This window comes from Geobacillus sp. BMUD (genome assembly GCF_013096845.1).
GTDB lineage: Bacteria > Bacillota > Bacilli > Bacillales > Anoxybacillaceae > Geobacillus > Geobacillus vulcani.
Window position 1 is genome coordinate 442,964 of the sequence record NZ_SDLA01000001.1, and the last position, 21,960, is coordinate 464,923.

Genomic DNA, 21,960 nt, shown 5'->3' on the forward strand with positions numbered 1-21,960 from the left:
CTTGAAGTATTGTGTATGGTGCTTTATACTATTTTATCAGTGAACGCAAAAATGGAAAATAGAAAAATTGACCAGGAACAATGAGAAACACGTTACGGGAAGAAGGAATTCTGCTAAAATAAAAAGTAAAAGAAGCAGGGGCTGGTTCACCAATGAATGATCTCAATCTATTTTTAGCGTTCGGCGCCGGGTTTTTGTCGTTTATTTCCCCGTGCTGCCTGCCGCTTTATCCGGCGTTTTTATCGTATATCACCGGCGTGTCGGTCAGCGAGCTGAAAGAGGAAAACGCGATGTTCAATCGCCGCAGCTTATGGCATACGTTTTGCTTTTTGCTTGGCTTCTCGCTCATTTTTATCTCGCTTGGCTTTGGCACCTCGCTGCTTGGAAGGCTGTTTGCTGATTATCAAGATGCGATTCGGCAAATCGGCGCGGTCGTGATCGTCGCTTTCGGCCTCGTCGTCGCCGGGCTGTGGAAGCCGGCGTTTTTGTTGAAAGACCGGCGCATTTCGTTTCGTGAACGGCCCTCGGGATATGTCGGCTCTGTGCTGATCGGCATGGCGTTTGCTGCTGGTTGGACGCCGTGCATGGGGCCGATTTTGGTGGCGGTTGTCGCTCTAGCCGCAACCAACCCGGGCTCAGGAATGGTGTATATGCTTGCTTATACGCTCGGATTTGCCGTTCCGTTTTTCATTTTGTCGTTTTTTATCGGCAAGTTGCAATGGATTCGCCGCCATAGCGCGTCCATCATGAAGGTGGGCGGCTATGTCATGGTGGCGATGGGCGTCGTTTTGTACTTTGACTGGATGACAAAGCTGATTGCTTATACAACAAGCTTGTTTGGCGGATTTACCGGCTTTTAGCGGCGATGGAGCCGCCCTTTGTGCGGCTGTTGTTGGAGGAATCTCGTTGAGGAGAGGACGATGGAAAGATGGCTGCCATTTTAATTGCTGACGATGCGAAGTTTATGCGGGTAACGCTGGCACGCATACTAGAAAAAACGGATCACACCGTAGCCGGTGAGGCGGAAAACGGCAAAGAGGCGGTCGAGCTGTATCGCCGGCTGCGCCCCGATCTTGTCATCATGGACATTACGATGCCGGTCATGAATGGGATTGAAGCGGTGCGGGCGATTAAGGAGATCGATCCCGGGGCGAAAATCATCATTTGCTCGGCGCTCGGGCAGCAGCGTATGGTTGTCGAGGCAATTGAAGCCGGAGCGGCCGATTTCATCGTCAAGCCGTTTGAAGAAACCCGCGTGCTCGAGGCGATTGCCCGTCTTTTGTAAGCGGTCTTCGGCTCCGTACGGCAAAGGAAGGCGCCGCTTATGACCGCCGGAAGACAGCTGGCTGCGTTCCTTTTAGCCAGCGAGAGGGATGAAGCGATCGCGATGTTTGACGAAGGCGGGGGCGGCTCGAGAGGACGGTAGGCAAGCGGAGCGGTTTTTGCTATAATAGCGTTGTCCGTGAATTTTGTCGGAAGAAGGTGATGGCTTTGGCGTTCATTACCTCGCTCATCGCCGTTGTGATGGCGTTTTTCATCTTTTTTGTGCGCATGAAGGCGTCGGAAAAGCCGACGAATGCCAAAAAAATTATTTTGCCGCCGTTGTTTATGAGCACCGGGGCGCTGATGTTCATCGATCCGGTCTTTCGCGTTACGCGCGGGGAACTGATCGAAGCGGTCATTCTTGGCCTGTTTTTCTCGCTGTTTCTCATTAAAACGTCGAAGTTTGAAATCCGCGGCAACGATATTTATTTGAAACGTTCAAAATCCTTTATTTGGATTTTGCTCGGTTTGATTGTCATTCGCCTTGGGTTGAAAACGTATTTAGGGCGAACGATCGACTACCGCCAGTTAAGCGGCATGTTTTATTTGCTCGCGTTTTCCATGATTGTGCCATGGCGGATTGCGATGTATGTTTCGTATAGAAAGCTGGCGGCGCAGCTGAAACCGCCAGTGCTGACATAAAGAGCTGTCCCGCTGGTGGACAGCTTCCTTTTTTGTTGCGCCAAGCCGCTTCACTTCGCTTCCTTGGAATGTTCCGCAGACGGGGATGAAGTCGTCTGTCCCGGCCGAAAAAGTTGCTTGTTTAGGCTGCTTTTCATGCTGAAACAGACGAAAGCCGCCGGTCAGCCTTCGGCGAAAGGCGGAACGTCAGCGGCTTTCCAGTAAATGTTGATAAGGGGCGAGATCGATGTTTTTCGCCTGCAATGTCCGGATCAAAAATTTATGGTCACGCTTCGGCGTTGCAATGATGTAGCCGCGGATCAACAAGTCGCGCGTGATGCGCGGCGCCTGTTCCTTCAAGGCAAGCTCGCCGATTTTGCCGGCGATCTTTTGCCGCGCGACGTCGCGGAACAATTCCGGCACAGGGCGAACCAATTCCTCAAGCAGCGCCTTTTCTTCTTCCCCCCATAAATGGCGGGTTTGTTCAATGTAATATTCCTGCCAGTCGAGCTCCGATTTTCCATCTTCTTTTGGCAGCCGCTTCAAAAACTTGCGGAACATGAAAAAGCCCCCGATCGACATCATGACAAGCAAAAAGACGACCCAAAGCAAAATAAACCAAAGAAACCATCCGGTCAGCACGATCCCCACCCCAACATGATGATCAACTGTTTTTCCATAGGCAAGATTCGTCTACTATTATGTCGAAAAGCTTGCTGTTTGGCAAGTTTCAAACGACGGCTTGTTACGAAGCGTAACGCAACTGTAATGCAACTGTAAAAAAGCTTGTCCCGCCTTACAGCGACAACGGATCGAAAGCTGCCGACCACTTTGTATGGAAAAGATATACAGTGACGTTTCTTTCTTGTCCTGCTAATCTAGTAAACAAAGAAAAAAGCCAAAAGGCAACGATGAGGGGGATGCGCAGAGTGAAAAAGACGATTGCAGCGCTCACGATCATTTGCTGTATGGCGTTAAGCTCTCATGGGCTGTCGGCGGAAGCGGCTGGCTCGTATACATACTATCAAGTGAAAAAAGGCGATACATTGTCGAAGATCGCCAAACAATATCATACTTCGGTTGCTTCGTTAAAGTCGTTAAACGGGTTAAAAAGCGATGTGATTTATGCCGGCGAAAAGATAAAAGTGCCGGCGGCGGCGAAGCGATCGGCTTCGGCGCCGGCAAAGAAGAAATCGATCTCATTAAGCGCCGCCGACCGGAAGCTGCTCGCCCAGCTTGTGCAGGCGGAGACCGGTTCGAGCGAGCCGTTTGCCGGCAAGGTGGAAGTGGCGCTTGTCGTTTTTAACCGCACAAAGCATCCGGAGTTTCCAAAGACGGTGCGCGGCGTCATTTATCAAAAGACGAAATCCGGCTATGCGTTCGTACCGGTCAAAACGGGGAAATTGACCCGCATTCAGCCGACCAAGCAAGATTACGAGGCGGTTGACAAGGCGTTGGCCTTATTCCCGAGCGACCGCCGCGGCTCGCTTTATTTCTACAATCCGAAAATCACCAAAGACAAATGGATGTTGTCGCGCCCGGTGACGATTCGCATTGGGCATCACGTCTTTACGAAATAAAGGGCCCGGCTTCAGGAGCGTTGCCTTTGAGTGAAGCACAGCATACATAGGCGGTAAGGAAAAGAGCGTTTTCCCACTTTGGGAGACGCTCTCTTTTTCTGCGAAAATCACCCTTCGGCGAGTCGTGATGTTCATGCCAGAGCGGGGAAGAGCATTTTCCTCATCGATGTTGTTCAGAAAAAAGCAGGGTCTTTTCTGGCTAAGTGAGGGTCAACCATGTTATGGGTTTTTTCGGAATGATGGTCATGACTTCGCTGACAAAAGCGTTCGTTTTTCGACCAGTGTAGCTGTGTCCGGCCAATGAAGGACGGCAGATCGGTTCAACGTTTCCGCGGGGAGCCGGCAGGAGTTTGCCGGTGCTGTTGCGAATGTGTTGATCAAGGGGGGAGCGGCTGTGAAGAGAGTGGATCTTGTCTACGAAACGCTGCGGGAGTGGGAACGGAATGGAAAGCGGTGGGTGAGCGCTGAGGAGTTGGCCTGTGCTCTCGGGCTAGATCGAGCCAACGTCAGCCGTGATTTAAACCGCCTTTGGCGGGAGGGAAAAGTGCAAAAGCAAACCGGAAGGCCGGTTCGCTTTGCGCTGGCATGTGGACCAAAAGCGATGACGCGTCTCGACCGGCTGGCCAAGCAACAGCCGAGCTTGGCGGCGGCGGAGCAAGGAAAGGCCGCCGTCTTGTATCCGCCCAAAGGGCTGCCGATGTTGATTGTCGGCGAGACGGGAACGGGGAAATCGATGTTTGCCGAGTTGCTCCATGAATTTGCCGTCGCAGCTGGCCGTTTTCCGCCGGGGGCGCCGTTTGTGACGTTTAACTGCGCTGATTACACGAACAACCCCCAGTTGCTGCTCGGACAGCTGTTCGGGATCCGCAAAGGGGCCTATACCGGGGCCAATGAGCAAAAAGGATTGATTGAAAAGGCGGACGGGGGCATTTTGTTTTTGGATGAGGTGCATCGTCTGCCAGCCGAAGGGCAAGAAATGCTGTTTACGTTTATTGACCGCGGCATTTACCGCCGGCTTGGCGAGACGGATGTGGAGAGAACAGCCAATGTGCTGCTCATTTGTGCGACAACGGAAGATCCGGAGTCGAATTTGCTGAAAACATTCCGGCGCCGCATTCCAATGCATATTTTGCTGCCGCCGCTGGAGAAGCGGACGCTTGACGAACGCTTTCGGCTGGTGAAACAGTTTTTTCAGGAAGAGGCGGTGCGGCTCGGAAAAGAAATTGACGTCTCCGCCAATGCCATGCGCGCGTTTTTGTTTTACCCATGCCCGAACAACGTCGGGCAGCTGAAGGCCGATGTGCAGCTCGTTTGCGCCAAAGCCTACGCCGATTATGTCACCGGAAAGAAACAAGCGGTGCGCATTCATCGCGCCGATTTGCCATTTCAAGTGCAGAGCGGGCTTTTGCTGGAGAAAAAACATCCGCAAGCCGCCTCTTATTCGCTGCCGCGACGGTGGTATGCCGATCGTCATGAACCCATTGCTGATCATTCCGTTCATTCTCGTGCCTGTCGTGCTTGTGGTTGTTTCCTACGCCGCGATGGCGACCGGGCTTGTCGCCAAACCAAGCGGGGTGGCCGTGCCATGGACGACACCGATCGTGATCAGCGGCTATTTAGCGACGGGAGGCAAAATTTCCGGGAGTATTTTGCAAATCGTTAACTTCTTCATCGCGTTTGCCATCTACTATCCATTTTTCTCGATTTGGGACAAACAAAAAGCGGCCGAAGAGCAGGCTGATCCAACGATTTCAAGCGGAGCGGGGGCAACGCACTCGCTGTAAAGGAGAGGAACGAAATGCCGCGCTATTGCATCGTCAACGCCGATGATTTCGGTTACTCGAAAGGGGTCAACTACGGGATTTTGGAAGCGTTTCAGAACGGTGTCGTCACGTCGGCGACGCTGATGGCGAATATGCCAGCGGCCGAACATGCCGCCCGGTTGGCGAAGAAACATCCGGAACTCGGCGTCGGCATTCATTTTGTGCTGACGTGCGGCCGGCCGCTGGCCGATGTTCCATCGCTGGTGAACGAGAACGGGGAGTTTCCGCGGCGCGGGGAGGCGCTTACCGGCGCTAGGCGCAGCGATATCGAACGGGAGCTTTGCGCCCAGTTGGAGCGTTTTTTCTCGTTCGGGCTCACTCCGACGCATATTGACAGCCATCATCACGTTCATGAGCACCCGAATGTGTTTCCGGTTGTGGAACAATTGGCCGAACGCTATCGGTTGCCGATCCGCCCGGTGCGGACGGCACGGCCGCATCGGCTGCCGACCGTCGACGTCTTTTTTCCGGATTTCTACGGGGATGGGCTGACGAAAGACCGCTTTTTATCCCTTATCGACCGAATTGGCGACGGGCAGACGGCGGAAGTGATGTGCCACCCGGCGTATATTGATGTTCCGCTCGCGTCAGGAAGTTCCTATTGTCAACAACGAGTCGAAGAGCTGGCGGTGCTGACCGACCCAACGCTCGTTGCCGAGATGGCCGAGCGCGGTGTTCAGCTGATCACGTACCGCGAATTCTATAAACTATAGGAGAGGGCGTTATGCAAACGTATGAACAAACTGTATTCCAACTGATTCTTCACGGGGGAAACGGCCGCAGTTATGCAATGGAGGCGATTGCAGCGGCGAAAAAAGGGGAATTTGCCGCGGCGCGCAGGCTGCTTGAACAGGCGGGAGCGGAACTGCAGGCGGCCCATAGGTTGCAGACCGAGCTGCTGCAACAAGAAGCGCGCGGCGGGCAGACGGTGGTGACGCTTCTGATGGTGCATGCCCAAGATCATTTAATGACGGCGATCACGGTCAAGGACTTAGCCGCTGAATTCGTAGAGCTGTATGAAGCGCTCAAGCAGCAAACAGGCTAATCGTCATCGCCGTCGGCCGGCTTGTTGCCTGGGTGGGGATGATGTCCTTCAATGGAAATGAACCCAAGGCGGGCGGCAATGGGATGTTCTAGAAGACCCCAGTGAAAACGCTCCATTTGCGAGAATCCAAAAGGGATCAGGTTATGGTGTCGCAAGATTTTTCAACATTGAGAAACGCTGTTGGGAGCACCATTTTCCCTTACATCACCCGCCTTCTAGAGACCGCCCGCCTTTTTGGTTTTACAATAATTTTATTATGTAAACATAAAGACAACAGCCGTTCAACCCGCCCAGCGGCAGCCGGGCGCGGCTGAACGGAGAAGGGAAACTCCGCTTGCTTGTGTCACATATCGTGGCTTGAATTATGCTTTTGCCGCGTATGGTTGCGGTTTTTCACTTTTTTCGAACCGTCAAGCGGCTCGGGCTGCCCGGGATTGTCGCCTTTTGGCGCGTTTTTGCGCATATCTTTGCCGTCATTTTTGTTTGTCATTTGTTGTCCCTCCTTTGTCCGTTAGCATGCGGCGTTGTGCTTTCGCTTATTCGGCGCATAATTTGCGCCCAGTTTGAAACGATAAGTAGTGAACGACCGCGATGACCGCGAAGGAGGGACGAGCCATGGTTTATCATAAAACGAAGCAGGACGCGTTTCAAGCAGCGCAAAAGGCGACGATGGAAGCAAAAGAATGGCACGATCACTTGGTGCGCGATCAAGCCGACTACGGCCACCAGCTGGCCCATCTGCGGCAGGAAGTCAACGAGGCGTTCGCCCAAATTGAAAACGCGCTCGAAGTCGCCTCGGAAACACAGCGCGTGCAGCTCGAGAAATTCCGCAGCGACTTGCAGGCGATTGTGGATGAAGTGAATCAAAACGAGTAAGGGAATGCCGGCGGCGGACATTCCCTTTTTGCATGCTATGGCATTTGCATGCTATGGCAGGCCCGGATGGCGAAATGGCCGCCACCCTATTGGTTCTTTTTTCGTTTTTTGTTGTTTTGGCGCTGCGCTTCGGTCAGCGGTTCATTCGAGAACTCTTCGTTGTAGCCGGCGCCCATCCCTTGCGCTTTGGCGGCGTTCATGCCGGGAATGACGTGATTGGCTTTTCGCTTTGCCATTTGTTTCACCTCCGGTTGTAGTTTGTGATGAAACATGGGGATTATTCTAGTCAAGGCGTGATAAGAAAATAAGGGGGAAAGTCATTAGAAATCCATTATTTACAGCCCTTCCCGTTCTATAATAAGATAAAGTCGTACCAAGCTTTACAAGGAATGCGAGAATTGATACGATTTTTTCGACTTTTGCCCGGAAAAATAGTATAGTATTATTGTGAAGTGAAGGGGGTTGTACATATGGTGAAACAGGATGTATTCAACGCCCGCTCTTCATTCGAAGTCAACGGTAAAAAATACAATTATTACCGTTTGCAAGCGCTTGAAGAGGCGGGCATCGGCCAAGTGAGCCGACTGCCGTACTCGATCAAAGTATTGCTTGAATCGGTTCTCCGCCAAGTCGACGGCCGCGTCATTACGAAAGAGCACGTGGAAAACTTGGCGAAATGGGGAACGCCGGAAATGAAAGACATCGACGTGCCGTTCAAACCGTCGCGCGTCATTTTGCAAGACTTCACCGGCGTACCGGCCGTCGTCGACTTGGCGTCCATGCGCAAAGCGATGGCCGATTTGGGCGGCGATCCGTATGAAATCAACCCGGAGATTCCGGTCGATCTCGTCATCGACCACTCGGTGCAAGTCGACCGCTACGGGTCGGACGATGCGCTCGAGTACAATATGGACTTGGAATTTAAACGGAACGCCGAACGGTACAAGTTTTTGAAATGGGCGCAAAAAGCGTTTAACAACTATCGTGCTGTTCCGCCGGCTACGGGGATCGTCCACCAAGTGAACTTGGAATATTTGGCTAATGTCGTTCATACGGTTGAAGGGGAAAACGGCGAGTACGAAGCGTTCCCGGATACGCTTGTCGGCACGGACTCGCATACGACGATGATCAACGGTCTCGGCGTCCTCGGTTGGGGCGTCGGCGGCATTGAAGCGGAAGCCGGCATGCTCGGCCAACCGTCATACTTCCCAGTGCCAGAAGTCGTCGGCGTCCGCCTGACGGGCAAATTGCCGGACGGAGCGACGGCCACCGACTTGGCGCTTAAGGTGACGCAAGTGCTCCGGAAAAAAGGCGTTGTCGGCAAATTCGTCGAATTTTTCGGACCAGGAGTGGCGACCTTGCCGCTTGCCGACCGGGCGACGATCGCCAACATGGCGCCGGAGTACGGGGCGACGTGTGGTTTCTTCCCGGTCGATGCTGAAGCGCTCGACTATTTGCGCTTGACCGGCCGCGACGAACATCACGTTCAAGTCGTTGAAGCGTACTGCAAAGCGAACGGCTTGTTCTACACGCCGGACGCGCCGGAGCCGGTGTTTACGGACGTCGTCGAAATCAATTTGTCGGAAATCGAAACGAACTTGTCCGGTCCGAAACGGCCGCAAGATTTGATTCCGCTCTCGAAAATGAAACAATCGTTCCGCGAGGCGGTGAAAGCGCCGCAAGGCAACCAAGGCTTCGGCCTGACGGAAGCGGATTTGGAGCGGGAAATTACCGTCGAGCTGAACGGTGAACAAGTCAAGCTGAAAACGGGCGCGGTCGTCATCGCGGCGATCACGAGCTGTACGAATACGTCCAACCCATACGTCCTTGTGGCAGCTGGTTTGGTGGCGAAAAAAGCGGTCGAAAAAGGCTTGCAAGTGCCGAAATACGTGAAAACGTCGCTTGCGCCGGGCTCGAAAGTCGTCACCGGCTACTTGCGTGACTCAGGGTTGCTTCCGTATCTGGAACAGCTCGGCTTCAATGTCGTCGGCTACGGTTGCACGACGTGCATCGGCAACTCCGGTCCGTTGGCGCCGGAGCTCGAAAAAGCGCTTGCGGAAAGCGATTTGCTTGTCACAAGCGTCCTGTCCGGCAACCGGAACTTTGAAGGGCGCATCCATCCGCTGGTGAAAGGCAACTATTTGGCATCGCCGCCGCTGGTCGTCGCCTATGCGCTGGCCGGCACGGTCGACATCGATTTGCTCAATGAGCCGATCGGCAAAGACAAAGACGGCAATGACGTTTACTTCCGCGACATTTGGCCGTCGATGGAAGAAGTGAAGAATGTCGTCAAGCAAGCGGTCGATCCGGAACTGTTCCGCAAGGAATATGAGCGCGTGTTCGACGGCAACCCGCGTTGGAATGCCATCGAAACGACGGATGAGCCGCTTTACCAATGGGACGAAAACTCGACGTACATTCAAAATCCGCCGTTCTTTGAAGGCTTGTCGCCGGAAGTGCGCAAAGTTGAGCCGCTCACGGGCTTGCGCGTCGTCGGCAAGTTCGGCGATTCGGTCACGACCGACCATATTTCGCCAGCCGGGTCGATCGGCAAAAACACACCAGCCGGCCAATATTTGATCTCGAAAGGCGTTGAGCCGAAAGACTTCAACTCGTACGGTTCGCGGCGCGGCAACCATGAAGTGATGATGCGCGGCACGTTCGCCAACATCCGCATCCGCAACCAAATCGCGCCAGGCACGGAAGGCGGCTATACGACGTACTGGCCAACCGGCGAAGTCATGTCGATGTACGATGCATGCATGAAATACAAACAAGATGGCACCGGGCTTGTCGTCATCGCCGGCAAAGACTATGGCATGGGCAGCTCGCGCGACTGGGCGGCGAAAGGGACGTTCTTGCTCGGGATCAAGACGGTCATCGCCGAAAGCTTTGAGCGCATCCACCGCTCGAACCTCGTGTTGATGGGCGTCCTGCCGCTGCAATTCAAAGAAGGCGAAAACGCGGAAACGCTCGGCTTGACGGGCAAAGAAGTGTTTGACGTTCACATCGATGAAAACGTCAAACCGCGCGATCTTGTCAAAGTGACAGCGACGAACCCGGATACGGGTGAGACAAAAGAATTTGAAGTGATCGTCCGCTTTGACAGCGAAGTCGAAATCGACTACTATCGCCACGGCGGCATTTTGCAAATGGTGTTGCGCGAAAAATTGGCGAAAGTGAAGCAATAACGACAAAAAGCAGGCTTCCGCATCGGGAAGCCTGCTTTATTTTGTGTTGAGCTTTTTCGCCGCGTTTTCGAGTTTGCTTTTCGGATCCGGGGTGAACGTTCCGTCTTGGCCAAAGCCTTGCGGGTTGACGCCCGGCGCCTTCGTGCCTCGGTTTCGGCCGCCGTTTTTGGTCATCGCTTTCACCTCCGCTTCACGGATAGTATGACCGCTCCCGGCCAAAATATAAGCAAAGGAGGAAAGCATGATGAACAAGGGGCTCAAGACGGCGCTCGCGACAATCGCGCTCGCCCAGTTTCTGAAAATCCCGATCAAGCAGCTGGAGACCGGCCGGTGGGACTGGCGGCTCTTTTTCGAAACTGGCGGAATGCCAAGCTCCCACTCGGCTGGTGTTTCCGCCTTAGCGACGTTTATCGCCCTCGAGCGAGGCGTGCGCACGATCGATTTTGCCTTGGCCGCGTTGTTTGGACTCATCGTCATGTACGATGCCCAAGGGGTGCGGCGCCAAGCGGGCGAACTCGCCCTTCGCCTAAACGAGCTGGCGGAGGAGGTGAAAAAGTTGGAAGGAGACCCGAAACAAACCGTTTATCACAAACGACAGCGGCAGTTGCGCGCCCGGCTCGGGCACGAGCCGATCGAAGTCGTCGGCGGGGCGCTCCTAGGCATAGCGACCGGTGCTCTGTCGTATTGGGCGTGTCGACGTCGCAAACGAATCGTTTAGGTGGTGAAGCGGGCGGGGCGTCCACAGCATAGGAATGGTGGGCAGTCCAACACCTGAAGTTAGGAAAAGAGCTGTCCCGCTTTTCATGCAGGACAGCTTTTGTCGCTACGAGGAGATGTTCCGTTTTTCCCGCCATCGTCTTCCCCAGAAGCGCATGCTTGGCAGTTCGGCGAAAATCATGCCGGCCAAAATCGCAGCGCCGCCAAGCCAGGCCGATGGCGACAGCTGTTCCCCAGCCCAAAGGTAGGCGGTCAAAGCGGCGAACACCGGCTCCATGGCGAAAATGAGAGCGACATGGGCGGGAGTCGTATATTTTTGCACCGCTGTTTGGATGAGAAACGCCGCGGTCGTCGCCAGCAGCGATGTCACAGCGAGCGCTCCCCATACTTCCGGGCGGCGGAGCACCGCTATATTCCACATGTCGTCGGCATCTTCAAACCAAAAGGCAAAGACGAAACAGAGCGCGGCGACGGTGAAAATTTGCACCATCGTCAACAACATCGTTGAATACCGAGAGGAATAGAGGCCGGTGACGATAATGTGCATGGCAAAGGAAACAGCACAGAGCAAGACAAAGAAATCCCCCTGATTGAACGACAGCTCCGCTCCCCCCGTCAGCCAATACAGGCCAAACGCAGCAAGTGTTGCTCCGATGGCCGCATTCACAGACGGTTTTTGCTTTAAAATCAAAAAGGAAAACAGCGGCACGAGCACAACGCTCAGTCCAGTAATAAAGCCAGCTTTCGAGGAAGTGGTGTACAACAGCCCGACCGTTTGGAATGCATAGCCGCAAAACAGCCATAGCCCCATCCACGCCCCGGCGCCGATGACCTGCCATGACAACTGACCGAAGAGCGGACGGGAAACGGCGGTGATCCAGGCGAGAAGCAACAAGCCGGCCAAACTGAAGCGAACGGCGTTAAACGACAACGGCTCCAAAAACGAAATGGCATTTTGGACGACGACAAACGTCGCACCCCAGACGAAGGTCACCATTAGCAGACTCAGATCGGCTATGGTTTGACGCTTCAATTCGAATCCTCCCTCTTCATTATGGTTGCGCCCTATCTCATTTTGGGGGCTAGCTGCTAGTGTACCACAAATAGGCCGGAAAAGACAGATATTTTGGAAAAAAGATGGGTGCCTGCGGCAAAATGGTTGATACGAAAAGAATTTGCGCATAATATTAGGTAATGAACAAGGGCGAAAGTGTGGTAAAATAAAAACCAGCTCCGATCATCGCCATGCGGAAGGGTGACCCAACGTTGGATGTACAAATCCACTGGACATATATCACACCGAAAAAACAAGAGGCGTTTCTTGTTTCCGATTGGGTGGAGGCCAAAAAGGCGCTCACTTTGGCAGATGATTTTGAAAAAACCGGGCGGACGAAAACAGTTGAGTTTGTTGATCGAAACGGTACGGTGTGGTCAAAAAAAGAGCTGCAAAAGTTGCTTGAGGAGATCGGCGGCGAGCCGCATGAGATTGTTGTGTATTTCGACGGCGGCTTTGACCATGAGACGTCCCAAGGCGGCGCCGGCGCGGTCGTATACTATAAGCAAAACGACCATCGCTACCGGCTGCGCGCCAACCGTCGACTTGGCGAAATCAAATCCAATAATGAGGCGGAGTATGCGGCATTTTGGTTTGTCATGCAGCTGCTTGAGGAGCTTGGCGTCCATCATTTGCCGGTGACGTTCCGCGGCGACTCCCACGTCGTGTTAAAGCAGCTGTCCGGTGATTGGCCGTGTTTTGAGGACGATTTCAACACCTGGCTTGACCGCATTGAAGCGAAAATGCGCGAACTTCACATCGAGCCGGCGTACGAGCCGATTTCGCGCAAGCAAAATAAAGAGGCGGATTCGCTCGCCCGTCAGGCGCTTGAAGGGCAGATCATCACAAGCCGAACGGAATTGACGGAGAAAGGGTAAGGTCGTATGGGAAAGAAGAGAAACCGACGCAAAGAAATATTGGACCAAATCGCTTGGCTGGAGGAAACATACTGCTACGGCTGCTTTTTAAAAAGCACGTTCCGGAAAGAGTACGGCAAAACGTACGCCCAGTCGTTTTGCATCCAGCAATGCACGGTCGGGGAACAAATGCGGCAGTACGGAGAGATGCTCCTGTCAGCGCCGGCGCGTCCGCGTCGATAATGGCGGATCAGAAAGCGGGGGCGCTCTGTTTTCTTCTTGCGCACTGAAGAGACAAGCGATGGAACGGCGTTTCACCGCTGACAGGCAGATCAGATAACTCCTTGTGCCAGCAAAGCAGGTTTTTTCGCCTGTTTTCTCAAAAGAATGCCAGTTTGCTTCGTTTTCTTTAGCAAGTGGGGATATAAGCCAAAAGAGCTTCGCACAGCGAAGCTCCATCTTGCTTGCCTTATTGCTGCGCCTCGCGAAGCTGATGCTCGGCGCGGGCCAACGTTTGTTCACAGCGGGCGAGGAAATCGCCATCGACGCCTGTCGCTTGTTGGCGAGCGCGCGCCAACTGGCCGCGGGCGTTTTTCACCGCTTGTTCGGCATGGTGAAGCATCTCAGGGTCGAGTTGCATCGTCGCTTGACCGACCATTTTTTCCGCCGTTTCGACGAACATTTCCACTTGCTTTAAGTCGTTGTATCCCGTATGTACGTCGGCATCGCGTTTGGCCATATGAACACCTCCCTTTCCTTATTGTTCGCCGCTTGATTGAATCTATGCAAATCGCAATGAAAAAGGCACCCTGCCTAAGCAGGGTGCCTTTGGTTCCGCTCCCGTTCTCTCGTCTATGTCAACGAAGTCTTATAATTTGACAACGTTCGCTGCTTGCGGTCCGCGGTTTCCTTGGACGATTTCAAACGAAACTTCCTGGCCTTCCTCTAACGTTTTGAACCCTTCACCTTGGATCGCCGTGAAGTGAACGAATACGTCCGAACCGCCTTCCACTTCGATGAAACCGTAGCCTTTTTCGTTGTTGAACCATTTTACTTTACCACGTTGCATAATACTGAATTCCTCCTAATACCTTTAGCCTGTTCGGCTAACCTCAAGATTTTATCAAATAACAAAATATACTTCACAGCCATCCAAGATGCGCTTTCATGTTGAATGCCTGAAATATATTCTGTTATGTGATGACTCTACTATACACTACCGCGGGTGGCCGCGTCAAGCAAAAGAAAGGAAATTTTCGAAAAAAGTTGTTTGCCGGTTCGAAAAACAATAAGTTGAAAAGGAAAACGGGCTGCTGGGGAGAAAAAAGTCATGAGCGGGCAACAACGGCCATACATTGGAATAGGAACGACAAAAAGGGGGAGAGCGGATGTACCGCGGAAAAATCGCGGGAAAAGAAGTGATCGTCCGGTTAGGGAGCCGGGTCAGCCGTCGGTATTTCAGCGACAATAAAATTTACCACATGGTTCTTTCGTACGGAGAGTCGGCGTTTCGCAAAGGGCAGGATACGTTTTGCATCTATCATGACCGCGTCGGTTTGATTGTCGCGGAAGTCGAGCAACAGGACGTCCCAGTCATTCGAATCGATTACATTATCGAAAACGAAAATGTGTACGAGTAACCAATTGACAGCGGAAGGCGAATGCGGTAATCTCGAATGTAAGCGGTAACAAAACGAGCCGCATTCGTCCCTGTTTCTCCCTAGGGGCAGACGTGCCGCGCCAGCATCGTCTGTTTATTTTTTGGCTCGCGTTGAAACAGTCGGCTTCGTTTTTTCGTATGATAATACGACAAGAGAGACAAAGAGGTGACTACGGTGTTATTGCGCAAAATGATGTCAAGAGTCGGAGTCGGGTCGGCGCACGTCGACTTGATCTTAGATAAATCGTTATGGCGACAGGGAGAAATGATTCAAGGGACCGTCCACATTTACGGCGGAACGGTGGAACAAAGGATCGAGCGGCTCGATGTGGAGCTTGTGCAAAAAACAATCGAAAATGGCAAGGAGCTAGATGACATTGTCGCTGTCATTCCGGCGGCCGGTGCGTTTTCGATCAAGCCGAACGAGAAAAAGGAAATCCCGTTTTCCTACATGATTCCGGAAACCTTGCCGCCATCGCGCCCCGGCCGGTCGTACCGGTTCATCACCCGCCTTCATATCGAAGACGCGGTCGATACGCTCGACTTCGATTACGTGCAAATTTTAGCAAAGAAATAGGTTGACAGCGTTTTCAAACAATGGTATTCTCAAAGTAAGTTAATATTCTGTTGTGGCGGAGAAACGGAGACCCACACATATTCCTCGTTGATTAGCGGGGAAGTGTGTGGGTTTTTGTTTTTCCACCCAACAGACAACCCTCCGGAGGGTTTGGCTCAAGCAGGAAATGACAAGGAAAATCACGAATGAAAAGGAGGAAGAGACCCAATGTCGCCATTTTTAGGAGAACTCATTGGCACTGCATTGCTCATCATTTTCGGCGCGGGTGTGTGCGCTGGGGTCAATTTAAAGAAATCGTATGCGGCCAATTCGGGCTGGATTGTCATTACGATGGGATGGGGGCTGGCGGTGGCGGTGGCCGTATACGCTGTCGGCCGGTATAGCGGCGCCCATCTGAATCCGGCGCTGACGGTGGCGTTGGCGCTCAGCGGCGATTTTCCGTGGAAAGATGTTCCTGGCTATGTGTTGGCACAAGTACTCGGCGCTATGATTGGAGCTGCCGTCATCTATCTCCACTATTGGCCGCATTGGAAAGAAACGGACGATCCGGGCGTCAAGCTTGGCGTGTTCGCCACCGGGCCGGCCGTGCCGAATACGGCAGCCAATTTATTGAGTGAAATCATCGGCACATTTGTGCTCGTGCTGGCCATTTTGGCCATTGGCGCCAACAAATTCGCCGATGGGCTCAATCCGTTTGTCGTTGGTTTTTTGATTGTAGCGATTGGGCTGTCGCTCGGCGGTACGACCGGATACGCCATTAATCCGGCTCGAGACTTTGGGCCTCGGTTAGCTCACTTTTTGTTGCCAATCCCAGGGAAAGGATCATCGAATTGGTCGTATGCGTGGGTGCCGATTGTCGGGCCGCTGCTTGGCGGCGCGTTAGGCAGTTTGGTGTATAAAGCCGTTTTCTTGGGAAAACCGACCGGCGCATTATGGGGAGTGCTGGCGGCCACCGCAGTCGTTTTGACGGCGGCGAAGATGGCAGAAGGAAAAACAGCCGGCGCCGCAAGACGCTATTCTTCTTGACCGTTTGTGTTGACGCGGATGAAAGTGAGTGGATCGAAAACGACCAAGAAAAGGGGAGGACGATACTATGGATCAATACATTTTATCCATCGACCAAGGTACAACGAGTTCGCGCGCGATTTTGTTCAATCAAAAGGGCGAAATCGTCCATATGGCGCAAAAAGAGTTTACCCAATATTTCCCACAGCCCGGCTGGGTCGAACATAACGCGAACGAAATTTGGGGTTCGGTGCTTGCCGTCATTGCCAGCGTCTTGTCCGAGGCGCAAGTGAAGCCGGAACAAGTGGCGGCGATCGGCATTACGAACCAGCGGGAAACGACGGTTGTTTGGGAGAAAGACACCGGCAATCCGGTTTACAACGCCATCGTCTGGCAGTCGCGGCAGACGGCGGGCATTTGCGAGGAGTTGAAAGCCAAAGGGTATGATCCATTGTTTCGCGAAAAAACGGGTCTGCTCATTGACGCCTATTTTTCTGGGACAAAAGTGAAATGGATTTTGGACCATGTCGAGGGGGCGCGCGAACGGGCGGAGCGCGGCGAGCTGTTGTTTGGCACGATCGACACGTGGCTCATTTGGAAGTTATCCGGCGGCCGCGCCCATGTGACCGACTACTCGAACGCGTCCCGCACCTTGATGTTCAACATTCATACGCTTGAATGGGATGACGAACTGCTTGCGATTTTAAACGTGCCCAAGGCGATGCTTCCTGAAGTGCGGCCATCCTCGCAAGTATACGCGAAAACCGTCCCATACCATTTCTTTGGCGTCGAAGTGCCGATCGCCGGAGCGGCGGGCGATCAACAGGCGGCCTTGTTCGGTCAGGCGTGCTTTACGGAAGGGATGGCGAAAAATACGTACGGCACCGGTTGCTTTATGCTGATGAATACGGGGGAAAAAGCGGTGCAGTCGAAGCACGGGCTGCTGACGACGATCGCCTGGGGCATCGACGGCAAGGTCGAATACGCGCTTGAAGGCAGCATTTTCGTCGCCGGCTCCGCCATTCAATGGCTGCGCGACGGCTTGCGGATGATCAAAACAGCAGCGGATAGCGAAGCGTACGCGGAAAAAGTCGAGTCAACGGACGGGGTGTACGTCGTCCCGGCGTTCGTCGGCCTCGGCACCCCGTATTGGGACAGCGAGGTGCGCGGGGCGGTGTTCGGCCTCACGCGCGGCACGACGAAAGAGCATTTCATCCGCGCGACATTGGAATCGCTCGCTTACCAGACGAAAGACGTGCTCGCCGCCATGGAAGCCGATTCCGGCCTCTCGCTGACCACGCTGCGCGTCGACGGCGGGGCGGTGAAAAACAACTTGCTTATGCAGTTTCAAAGCGATTTGCTCGCTGTGCCGGTCGAGCGGCCGGTCATTAACGAGACGACGGCGCTCGGGGCGGCGTATTTGGCCGGACTGGCGGTCGGCTACTGGAACAGCCGGAGTGACATCGCCGCCCAATGGCAGCTCGAGCGCCGGTTTGAGCCGAAGATGGATGACAACAAGCGAACGATGCTCTACGATGGCTGGAAAAAAGCGGTGCGGGCGGCGATGGCGTTTAAATGATGGAAAAACGCGGATGCCTTGGATGACGGGCATCCGTGTTTTTACGTCCTTCGTTATGATACTGCGTGCCAGCAGGTTGACTGCTTCATCTGCTGGCATGGGGGGCTGGAACAAGTAGCCTTGCGCCTCTTGACAGCCTTTTTCCCACAAGTACTCGAGCTGTTCCTCGCGTTCTACTCCTGAAGTGAGTGGTCGTTCGGTTTTCCAAGCCACCGGCTTGCTTTCGACAGTCGAAAAATGGATAAGCGACTTTTCCGTCAAGGAGATGTTGAACGTTTTTGTTGCATCTGTCCTGAAGGTATGTAAATCTCAAGATTGTATAAAACAAAAGGGGATTTTCATCCTTCCGATGGTGCTGAATTTTTTTTCGGCATGGGGGTCTATATACTATTTTAGGGTGAAGTGAATCGCAGCAACACCCCCGAACAGACGGGCGTGGTTCAATAGTAAAGACCGTTGTCACTGAGGGGGATGTGTGGTAGGATAAGAAGAAATAGCATACGTCTTATCAAGAGTGGGCGAGAGAACGGGCTTGATGACCCCACAGCAACCTGCCGCTGGCAAGGTGCTAACACCCGCAAAGCGATGTCGCTTTGGATGATAAGAACGGCCACCCCCTTTCGCGTCATTCCGAGGCGGAAGGGGGTTTTTGATGATGGGAGGTGAGGGGGAAACAGTGGCGGAACGACTGTCGCTCCGCGCCTGCATGGCAGCGCATTTGCCGGCGGCGACGTTTGCTGTTCACGTCATGCGTTGCGTGCGGACGGAGCTCACCCGGTTCGATCGGCAGGCGGTGGTGCATATCGACCGCGGGGACGGCTATGTCCACTTGTATGGGGAAGCGCAAGGAACGATGTTTTCCCTCGTGCTGACGAACGATGAGGCAGAGGAATGGAAAGCGGAGGGGCCGTACGCCCTTGACCGCTATCTATGGCAGGAGCTAGGAAAAAAAGACATTTTCCCACCGCAAATGACCCCGTATTTGCGCGCTGTGTTTTCCATTGAATCGTAGAACGTGAGAGAAAGGAAGAACAGCGAATGGCAGTCAAAAAATTTGAACACGTCGGCATCCAAGTGAAAGATATTGAAACATCGAAAGCATTTTATCAAAACGTCGTCGGCCTCGAGCTGCTCAGCGAGATGATTCATACGAACGGGACGATGAAACTGGCGTTTTTGGGGCTTGACGGCCAGATCATCGTCGAGCTCATCGAAGGATACAACCCGAATTTGCCGACGGAAGGAAAAGTGCATCATGTCGCGTTTACGGTCGAAGGCATCGAGCAGGAGAAAGAACGGCTCGTGTCGCTTGGCATCCCGCTCGTTTGGGAGGACATTACCGAGCTTCCGAACGGGGCGAAATATTTGTTTTTCCTCGGTCCAGACGGAGAATGGATCGAATTTTACGAGCCGGAGCGATCTGCACAATAAACACGGGCGGTCCGCTGTTTGGGCCGCCTATGCATTTGCCGTCTGGTCGTTGGGCCCTCGTGCCGCGCATTCTCTCGCCAGTCTTGTCCATCACTAAGCAGCCATCCTCCTAAATAAGAGTCGTCGTTCTCTCTATTCAATGGTATACTAGAAAAAGAGAGGGGGAGATGTGTAGTGGAAGAAACGATCGTTCACGCCATTCAAGACGACTATCCGGATGAATTCGCTTGGTGCTATGGCTGCGGCCGTTTGAATGAGACGGGCCACCATTTCCGCACCGGATGGCAAGGGGACAAGACGGTGACGGTGTATACGCCGCGCCCCGAACATACAGCCATCCCTGGGTTTGTGTATGGCGGATTGATCGCCTCGCTCATCGACTGCCACGGCACCGGTTCAGCGGCGCTGGCGCTGCACCGGAAAAACGGCCATGAGCCGGGCAGCGGGGAGACGCCGCCGCGCTTTGTCACCGCTTCGCTGCACGTCGATTTTCTCAAACCGACGCCGCACGGGGTGCCGCTTGTGGCCATCGGCACAGTGACGGAAATTCATCCGAAAAAATGGCAAGTTGACACCGAAGTGTTTGCGAACGGTGAATTATGCGCCCGCGGGCAAGTCGTCGCCGTCGTGATGCCGAAAACGTTTGTCCGCTCTTAACAAGCAACGGGAAGCGCCGAAAAGCCGCTGTTTTTGGCAGCGCTTTCTTCGGCGCTTTGCCGCTGAGGGCGGTGAAGAATTGAGCGCCCCCTGCAGTTCGGCTCGCGCTGGCGGGCAAAGCCCATCATCATTCCCCCTGCCCGTTGTGAAGAGCCAAGGCGGCCGGAGACGTTGTCCGAAATGCCGCTTTCTTTCCAGTAGGTTTTGAGGGGCGGTGATTTAAGGAAACAGGCCGCTTACCAGCCTCGCTTCTCAAATAGAAAAGCCCTGTCGCATCAGGAGCGTCTTTTACACGCTCCCCCATTGTTCAAAAGAAACAACCGTTTTTCACCAGCCTTTTTGGCCTTCTTTCGGAATCCTGCCCATGACCCGCTCGCTAGCACGGAAGACCGGTGTTTCATCGTTTTCCCATGATCAGCACGGATGACGTGGCGCTCGCCACCTCTTTGCCGTTTTGCCGCACGGTGGCGGTCACATAAGCGACCGTTCGCCCGGGTTTTTCCACTAGCGCCTCGATTTCCGCTTCCCCGGCTTCCATCGGACGATGAAACGTCGTGTGCAAGTTGATCGAAGCGTGCATTTGGTCATCGCGAAGCAAGGTCGTCACCGCATAAGCCATCACGATATCGGCCGCCGCGCCGACAAACCCGCCCATAATGACGCCGTTGCCGTTGAGCAGCGATTCGCTTACCTTCCATACTCCTTTCGCATAGCCGTCCCGGGCTTCTGTCAAGCGAACGCCGAGCGTTGTATCGCACGGCGGCGGCGCGCTTTGGCCGGCGATGACGTCATGCAAGTTGACGGTTGATTTCATGCTGTGTCCCCCTTTCTGTTTTCGTATCTGTATTCTTTTATTCGCGGGAAAGACGCGATTTCCTCTTTCTGCCCCTGCCAGAAGGAGAACGGCAAAGCGGCAGCGAAAGAAACAGGTAGCTGATCGTCGAAAGGAGATGGTTCGATGTATCAACAACCCGAGAAAAGCCGCTGGACGGGGCGGGTGGACAGTGTGAGCGATGAACGGGCGTTTCGCCTCCATCAGCGCATCCGCCTGTTGGATTTATCGCAGCCGTTGGCGCCGATGGAACGAGCAGCGGCTCTCATCGGCTTTGCGTGCGACGAGGGCGTGCGCCGCAACCAAGGCCGTCAAGGGGCGAAAGAGGCGCCGGCCGCCGTGAAGGCGGCGTTGGGGCGGCTGCCATGGCATCTTCCGCAAGGCGCGTCCATCTTTGATGCGGGCGATGTCGTTTGCGTGGACGGACAACTCGAACAAAGCCAAGCCGAACTCGGCAAAGCCGTCGCCCGCCTGCTGCGAAGCGGCGCGGCGCCGGTGGTGATCGGCGGCGGCCATGAGACGGCGTATGGCCATTATTTGGGCGTCCGTGAAGCGCTTGGGCCGAACGCCCGCCTTGGCATCATCAACATTGACGCCCATTTCGATTTGCGGCCGTATGATAACGGGCCGACATCCGGGACGATGTTTCGGCAAATTTTGGATGAGGACAAACAGGTGGGATATTGCTGCTTAGGCATTCAGAAGCTCGGCAACACGGCGGCGCTGTTTGCGGATGCACAGCGGTACGGATGCGAGTACATGCTGGAAGAACAGCTGACTGCGGGGCCGATGGAGGCGGCTTATGAACAGATCGAACGATTTGCCTCAACGTATGACGGCGTGATGTTGACCATTTGCATGGATGCGATCAGCGCTGCCGCCGCGCCAGGGGTGAGCGCGCCGTCGCCGTTTGGACTCGCACCATCGCTGGTGCGCGCGCTCATCCGCCGCATCGTTTCTCATCCGAACACGATCAGCGTCGATCTTTGCGAAGTCAACCCGCTCGTGGATGAAGGCGGAAAAACCGTGGCGCTAGCCGCTGCTTTTTGCCTAGAAATCCTTCTTCATCTCCAATGTTTGCAAGGAGGCCCCCCATTCAAGAGCGGGCTCAGTGGGGGCAGTTGACTTTCGA

At 54.0% G+C, this 21,960-nt stretch carries 28 protein-coding genes, 2 pseudogenes and 1 riboswitch; of the genes and pseudogenes, 21 read left to right on the forward strand and 9 right to left on the reverse strand.

Annotation, left to right across the window (positions count from 1 at the left end; genetic code table 11):
- Nucleotides 1-152 precede the first annotated feature (152 nt).
- The 3 genes from ETC05_RS02160 (at nt 153) to ETC05_RS02170 (ending at nt 1,965) form a co-directional block, all read left to right on the forward strand.
- Nucleotides 153-860: a cytochrome c biogenesis CcdA family protein gene (locus tag ETC05_RS02160; RefSeq protein WP_031410222.1), complete on the forward strand. Its 708-nt coding sequence runs from the start codon at nt 153-155 to the stop codon at nt 858-860.
- Nucleotides 861-928: 68 nt separating this feature from the next.
- A complete protein-coding gene (locus tag ETC05_RS02165; RefSeq protein WP_011230839.1) occupies nt 929-1,285 on the forward strand; it encodes a response regulator in 357 nt (118 codons plus the stop codon).
- Nucleotides 1,286-1,485: 200 nt separating this feature from the next.
- Nucleotides 1,486-1,965 (forward strand): CcdC family protein, encoded by a 480-nt coding sequence (locus ETC05_RS02170; RefSeq protein WP_407059689.1) that lies wholly within the window; start codon nt 1,486-1,488, stop codon nt 1,963-1,965.
- Nucleotides 1,966-2,151: 186 nt separating this feature from the next.
- On the opposite strand, the gene ETC05_RS02175 is transcribed toward ETC05_RS02170, so the two are convergent.
- Nucleotides 2,152-2,586: a DUF2621 domain-containing protein gene (locus tag ETC05_RS02175; protein WP_031410216.1), complete on the reverse strand. Its 435-nt coding sequence runs from the start codon at nt 2,584-2,586 to the stop codon at nt 2,152-2,154.
- Between the two features lie 269 nt (nt 2,587-2,855).
- Here ETC05_RS02175 and ETC05_RS02180 point away from each other — a divergent pair, with 269 nt between their 5' ends.
- The 5 genes and pseudogenes from ETC05_RS02180 (at nt 2,856) to ETC05_RS02195 (ending at nt 6,392) form a co-directional block, all read left to right on the forward strand.
- Nucleotides 2,856-3,524 (forward strand): cell wall hydrolase, encoded by a 669-nt coding sequence (locus tag ETC05_RS02180; RefSeq protein ID WP_171660263.1) that lies wholly within the window; start codon nt 2,856-2,858, stop codon nt 3,522-3,524.
- 394 nt (nt 3,525-3,918) lie between these two features.
- Nucleotides 3,919-4,944: pseudogene (locus ETC05_RS02185) on the forward strand (sigma-54-dependent transcriptional regulator); the annotation flags it as partial.
- 37 nt (nt 4,945-4,981) lie between these two features.
- Nucleotides 4,982-5,308: pseudogene (locus ETC05_RS17745) on the forward strand (oligo-beta-mannoside permease IIC protein); the annotation flags it as partial.
- Between the two features lie 14 nt (nt 5,309-5,322).
- Nucleotides 5,323-6,060, forward strand: coding sequence for a chitin disaccharide deacetylase (gene chbG / locus ETC05_RS02190; protein WP_171660264.1), 738 nt, complete (start codon nt 5,323-5,325; stop codon nt 6,058-6,060).
- A gap of 11 nt (nt 6,061-6,071) precedes the next feature.
- Complete coding sequence (locus ETC05_RS02195; protein WP_031410207.1) at nt 6,072-6,392, forward strand: PTS lactose/cellobiose transporter subunit IIA; 321 nt, start codon at nt 6,072-6,074, stop codon at nt 6,390-6,392.
- 343 nt (nt 6,393-6,735) lie between these two features.
- Here ETC05_RS02195 and ETC05_RS02200 read toward each other — a convergent pair whose 3' ends face one another.
- Nucleotides 6,736-6,882 carry a small acid-soluble spore protein P gene (locus ETC05_RS02200; RefSeq protein WP_031410206.1) on the reverse strand — a complete coding sequence of 49 codons (147 nt, stop codon included), beginning with the start codon at nt 6,880-6,882 and terminating at the stop codon, nt 6,736-6,738.
- Between the two features lie 125 nt (nt 6,883-7,007).
- On the opposite strand from ETC05_RS02200, the gene ETC05_RS02205 reads away from it, so the two are divergent.
- Complete coding sequence (locus ETC05_RS02205; protein ID WP_031410204.1) at nt 7,008-7,268, forward strand: hypothetical protein; 261 nt, start codon at nt 7,008-7,010, stop codon at nt 7,266-7,268.
- A gap of 86 nt (nt 7,269-7,354) precedes the next feature.
- On the opposite strand, the gene sspO is transcribed toward ETC05_RS02205, so the two are convergent.
- Nucleotides 7,355-7,504, reverse strand: coding sequence for a small acid-soluble spore protein O (sspO, locus tag ETC05_RS02210; protein WP_008879509.1), 150 nt, complete (start codon nt 7,502-7,504; stop codon nt 7,355-7,357).
- A 234-nt stretch (nt 7,505-7,738) separates the two neighbouring features.
- On the opposite strand from sspO, the gene acnA reads away from it, so the two are divergent.
- On the forward strand, nt 7,739-10,459 hold the full coding sequence (acnA, locus tag ETC05_RS02215) for an aconitate hydratase AcnA (protein WP_031410202.1): 2,721 nt from the start codon (nt 7,739-7,741) through the stop codon (nt 10,457-10,459).
- 36 nt (nt 10,460-10,495) lie between these two features.
- On the opposite strand, the gene sspL is transcribed toward acnA, so the two are convergent.
- Nucleotides 10,496-10,633 (reverse strand): small, acid-soluble spore protein L, encoded by a 138-nt coding sequence (sspL, locus tag ETC05_RS02220; RefSeq protein ID WP_011230846.1) that lies wholly within the window; start codon nt 10,631-10,633, stop codon nt 10,496-10,498.
- Between the two features lie 70 nt (nt 10,634-10,703).
- Here sspL and ETC05_RS02225 point away from each other — a divergent pair, with 70 nt between their 5' ends.
- A complete protein-coding gene (locus ETC05_RS02225) occupies nt 10,704-11,177 on the forward strand; it encodes a divergent PAP2 family protein (protein WP_031410200.1) in 474 nt (157 codons plus the stop codon).
- Nucleotides 11,178-11,282: 105 nt separating this feature from the next.
- Here the strand turns inward: ETC05_RS02225 and ETC05_RS02230 are convergent, their stop codons facing one another.
- Nucleotides 11,283-12,209, reverse strand: coding sequence for a DMT family transporter (locus ETC05_RS02230; RefSeq protein ID WP_031410198.1), 927 nt, complete (start codon nt 12,207-12,209; stop codon nt 11,283-11,285).
- Nucleotides 12,210-12,442: 233 nt separating this feature from the next.
- On the opposite strand from ETC05_RS02230, the gene ETC05_RS02235 reads away from it, so the two are divergent.
- Nucleotides 12,443-13,108: a ribonuclease H family protein gene (locus tag ETC05_RS02235; RefSeq protein WP_171660265.1), complete on the forward strand. Its 666-nt coding sequence runs from the start codon at nt 12,443-12,445 to the stop codon at nt 13,106-13,108.
- A 6-nt stretch (nt 13,109-13,114) separates the two neighbouring features.
- The gene (locus tag ETC05_RS02240; RefSeq protein WP_031410195.1) at nt 13,115-13,330 is read left to right on the forward strand and encodes a zinc-finger domain-containing protein; all 216 of its coding nucleotides are present in this window, start codon (nt 13,115-13,117) and stop codon (nt 13,328-13,330) included.
- A 226-nt stretch (nt 13,331-13,556) separates the two neighbouring features.
- Here the strand turns inward: ETC05_RS02240 and ETC05_RS02245 are convergent, their stop codons facing one another.
- Nucleotides 13,557-13,826, reverse strand: a complete 270-nt coding sequence (locus ETC05_RS02245; protein ID WP_171660266.1) for a DUF2564 family protein — start codon at nt 13,824-13,826, stop codon at nt 13,557-13,559.
- 129 nt (nt 13,827-13,955) lie between these two features.
- A complete protein-coding gene (gene cspD, locus ETC05_RS02250) occupies nt 13,956-14,156 on the reverse strand; it encodes a cold-shock protein CspD (RefSeq protein WP_003251474.1) in 201 nt (66 codons plus the stop codon).
- A gap of 319 nt (nt 14,157-14,475) precedes the next feature.
- Here cspD and ETC05_RS02255 point away from each other — a divergent pair, with 319 nt between their 5' ends.
- The 7 genes from ETC05_RS02255 (at nt 14,476) to ETC05_RS02285 (ending at nt 19,996) form a co-directional block, all read left to right on the forward strand.
- Nucleotides 14,476-14,727: a hypothetical protein gene (locus ETC05_RS02255; RefSeq protein ID WP_031410189.1), complete on the forward strand. Its 252-nt coding sequence runs from the start codon at nt 14,476-14,478 to the stop codon at nt 14,725-14,727.
- Nucleotides 14,728-14,922: 195 nt separating this feature from the next.
- Entirely contained in the window at nt 14,923-15,324 is a 402-nt protein-coding gene (locus tag ETC05_RS02260; RefSeq protein WP_031410187.1) for a sporulation protein, read from the forward strand.
- Nucleotides 15,325-15,531: 207 nt separating this feature from the next.
- Nucleotides 15,532-16,350 carry an MIP/aquaporin family protein gene (locus tag ETC05_RS02265; RefSeq protein ID WP_031410185.1) on the forward strand — a complete coding sequence of 273 codons (819 nt, stop codon included), beginning with the start codon at nt 15,532-15,534 and terminating at the stop codon, nt 16,348-16,350.
- A gap of 67 nt (nt 16,351-16,417) precedes the next feature.
- Nucleotides 16,418-17,908, forward strand: a complete 1,491-nt coding sequence (glpK, locus tag ETC05_RS02270) for a glycerol kinase GlpK (RefSeq protein WP_171660267.1) — start codon at nt 16,418-16,420, stop codon at nt 17,906-17,908.
- Between the two features lie 502 nt (nt 17,909-18,410).
- A riboswitch (SAM riboswitch) is annotated at nt 18,411-18,515 on the forward strand.
- Between the two features lie 48 nt (nt 18,516-18,563).
- Nucleotides 18,564-18,920 carry a hypothetical protein gene (locus ETC05_RS02275; RefSeq protein WP_216366294.1) on the forward strand — a complete coding sequence of 119 codons (357 nt, stop codon included), beginning with the start codon at nt 18,564-18,566 and terminating at the stop codon, nt 18,918-18,920.
- A 26-nt stretch (nt 18,921-18,946) separates the two neighbouring features.
- A complete protein-coding gene (locus tag ETC05_RS02280; RefSeq protein WP_171660268.1) occupies nt 18,947-19,339 on the forward strand; it encodes a VOC family protein in 393 nt (130 codons plus the stop codon).
- 174 nt (nt 19,340-19,513) lie between these two features.
- Nucleotides 19,514-19,996 (forward strand): PaaI family thioesterase, encoded by a 483-nt coding sequence (locus tag ETC05_RS02285; RefSeq protein ID WP_031410178.1) that lies wholly within the window; start codon nt 19,514-19,516, stop codon nt 19,994-19,996.
- On the opposite strand, the gene ETC05_RS18030 is transcribed toward ETC05_RS02285, so the two are convergent.
- Nucleotides 19,993-20,121 (reverse strand): hypothetical protein, encoded by a 129-nt coding sequence (locus ETC05_RS18030; RefSeq protein ID WP_256371092.1) that lies wholly within the window; start codon nt 20,119-20,121, stop codon nt 19,993-19,995. The two genes, ETC05_RS02285 and ETC05_RS18030, sit on opposite strands and share 4 nt — an antisense overlap.
- Before the next feature lie 272 nt (nt 20,122-20,393).
- The gene (locus tag ETC05_RS02290) at nt 20,394-20,810 is read right to left on the reverse strand and encodes a PaaI family thioesterase (protein ID WP_171660269.1); all 417 of its coding nucleotides are present in this window, start codon (nt 20,808-20,810) and stop codon (nt 20,394-20,396) included.
- A 144-nt stretch (nt 20,811-20,954) separates the two neighbouring features.
- Between ETC05_RS02290 and hutG the strand changes: the two genes are divergently transcribed.
- A complete protein-coding gene (gene hutG, locus ETC05_RS02295; protein WP_171660270.1) occupies nt 20,955-21,953 on the forward strand; it encodes a formimidoylglutamase in 999 nt (332 codons plus the stop codon).
- Nucleotides 21,954-21,960: the final 7 nt, after the last annotated feature.

What these genes read in the sequence shown, in the direction of transcription:
- ETC05_RS02160 (WP_031410222.1), top strand. Translation starts at nt 153, where the DNA reads ATGAATGATCTCAATCTATTTTTAGCGTTCGGCGCCGGGTTTTTGTCG.
- ETC05_RS02165 (WP_011230839.1), top strand. Translation starts at nt 929, where the DNA reads ATGGCTGCCATTTTAATTGCTGACGATGCGAAGTTTATGCGGGTAACG.
- ETC05_RS02170 (WP_407059689.1), top strand. Translation starts at nt 1,486, where the DNA reads ATGGCTTTGGCGTTCATTACCTCGCTCATCGCCGTTGTGATGGCGTTT.
- ETC05_RS02180 (WP_171660263.1), top strand. Translation starts at nt 2,856, where the DNA reads ATGAGGGGGATGCGCAGAGTGAAAAAGACGATTGCAGCGCTCACGATC.
- chbG (WP_171660264.1), top strand. Translation starts at nt 5,323, where the DNA reads ATGCCGCGCTATTGCATCGTCAACGCCGATGATTTCGGTTACTCGAAA.
- ETC05_RS02195 (WP_031410207.1), top strand. Translation starts at nt 6,072, where the DNA reads ATGCAAACGTATGAACAAACTGTATTCCAACTGATTCTTCACGGGGGA.
- ETC05_RS02200 (WP_031410206.1), bottom strand. Translation starts at nt 6,882, where the DNA reads ATGACAAACAAAAATGACGGCAAAGATATGCGCAAAAACGCGCCAAAA.
- ETC05_RS02205 (WP_031410204.1), top strand. Translation starts at nt 7,008, where the DNA reads ATGGTTTATCATAAAACGAAGCAGGACGCGTTTCAAGCAGCGCAAAAG.
- sspO (WP_008879509.1), bottom strand. Translation starts at nt 7,504, where the DNA reads ATGGCAAAGCGAAAAGCCAATCACGTCATTCCCGGCATGAACGCCGCC.
- acnA (WP_031410202.1), top strand. Translation starts at nt 7,739, where the DNA reads ATGGTGAAACAGGATGTATTCAACGCCCGCTCTTCATTCGAAGTCAAC.
- sspL (WP_011230846.1), bottom strand. Translation starts at nt 10,633, where the DNA reads ATGACCAAAAACGGCGGCCGAAACCGAGGCACGAAGGCGCCGGGCGTC.
- ETC05_RS02225 (WP_031410200.1), top strand. Translation starts at nt 10,704, where the DNA reads ATGAACAAGGGGCTCAAGACGGCGCTCGCGACAATCGCGCTCGCCCAG.
- ETC05_RS02240 (WP_031410195.1), top strand. Translation starts at nt 13,115, where the DNA reads ATGGGAAAGAAGAGAAACCGACGCAAAGAAATATTGGACCAAATCGCT.
- ETC05_RS02245 (WP_171660266.1), bottom strand. Translation starts at nt 13,826, where the DNA reads ATGGCCAAACGCGATGCCGACGTACATACGGGATACAACGACTTAAAG.
- cspD (WP_003251474.1), bottom strand. Translation starts at nt 14,156, where the DNA reads ATGCAACGTGGTAAAGTAAAATGGTTCAACAACGAAAAAGGCTACGGT.
- ETC05_RS02255 (WP_031410189.1), top strand. Translation starts at nt 14,476, where the DNA reads ATGTACCGCGGAAAAATCGCGGGAAAAGAAGTGATCGTCCGGTTAGGG.
- ETC05_RS02265 (WP_031410185.1), top strand. Translation starts at nt 15,532, where the DNA reads ATGTCGCCATTTTTAGGAGAACTCATTGGCACTGCATTGCTCATCATT.
- glpK (WP_171660267.1), top strand. Translation starts at nt 16,418, where the DNA reads ATGGATCAATACATTTTATCCATCGACCAAGGTACAACGAGTTCGCGC.
- ETC05_RS02275 (WP_216366294.1), top strand. Translation starts at nt 18,564, where the DNA reads ATGGGAGGTGAGGGGGAAACAGTGGCGGAACGACTGTCGCTCCGCGCC.
- ETC05_RS02280 (WP_171660268.1), top strand. Translation starts at nt 18,947, where the DNA reads ATGGCAGTCAAAAAATTTGAACACGTCGGCATCCAAGTGAAAGATATT.
- ETC05_RS18030 (WP_256371092.1), bottom strand. Translation starts at nt 20,121, where the DNA reads ATGGGCTTTGCCCGCCAGCGCGAGCCGAACTGCAGGGGGCGCTCAATT.
- ETC05_RS02290 (WP_171660269.1), bottom strand. Translation starts at nt 20,810, where the DNA reads ATGAAATCAACCGTCAACTTGCATGACGTCATCGCCGGCCAAAGCGCG.
- hutG (WP_171660270.1), top strand. Translation starts at nt 20,955, where the DNA reads ATGTATCAACAACCCGAGAAAAGCCGCTGGACGGGGCGGGTGGACAGT.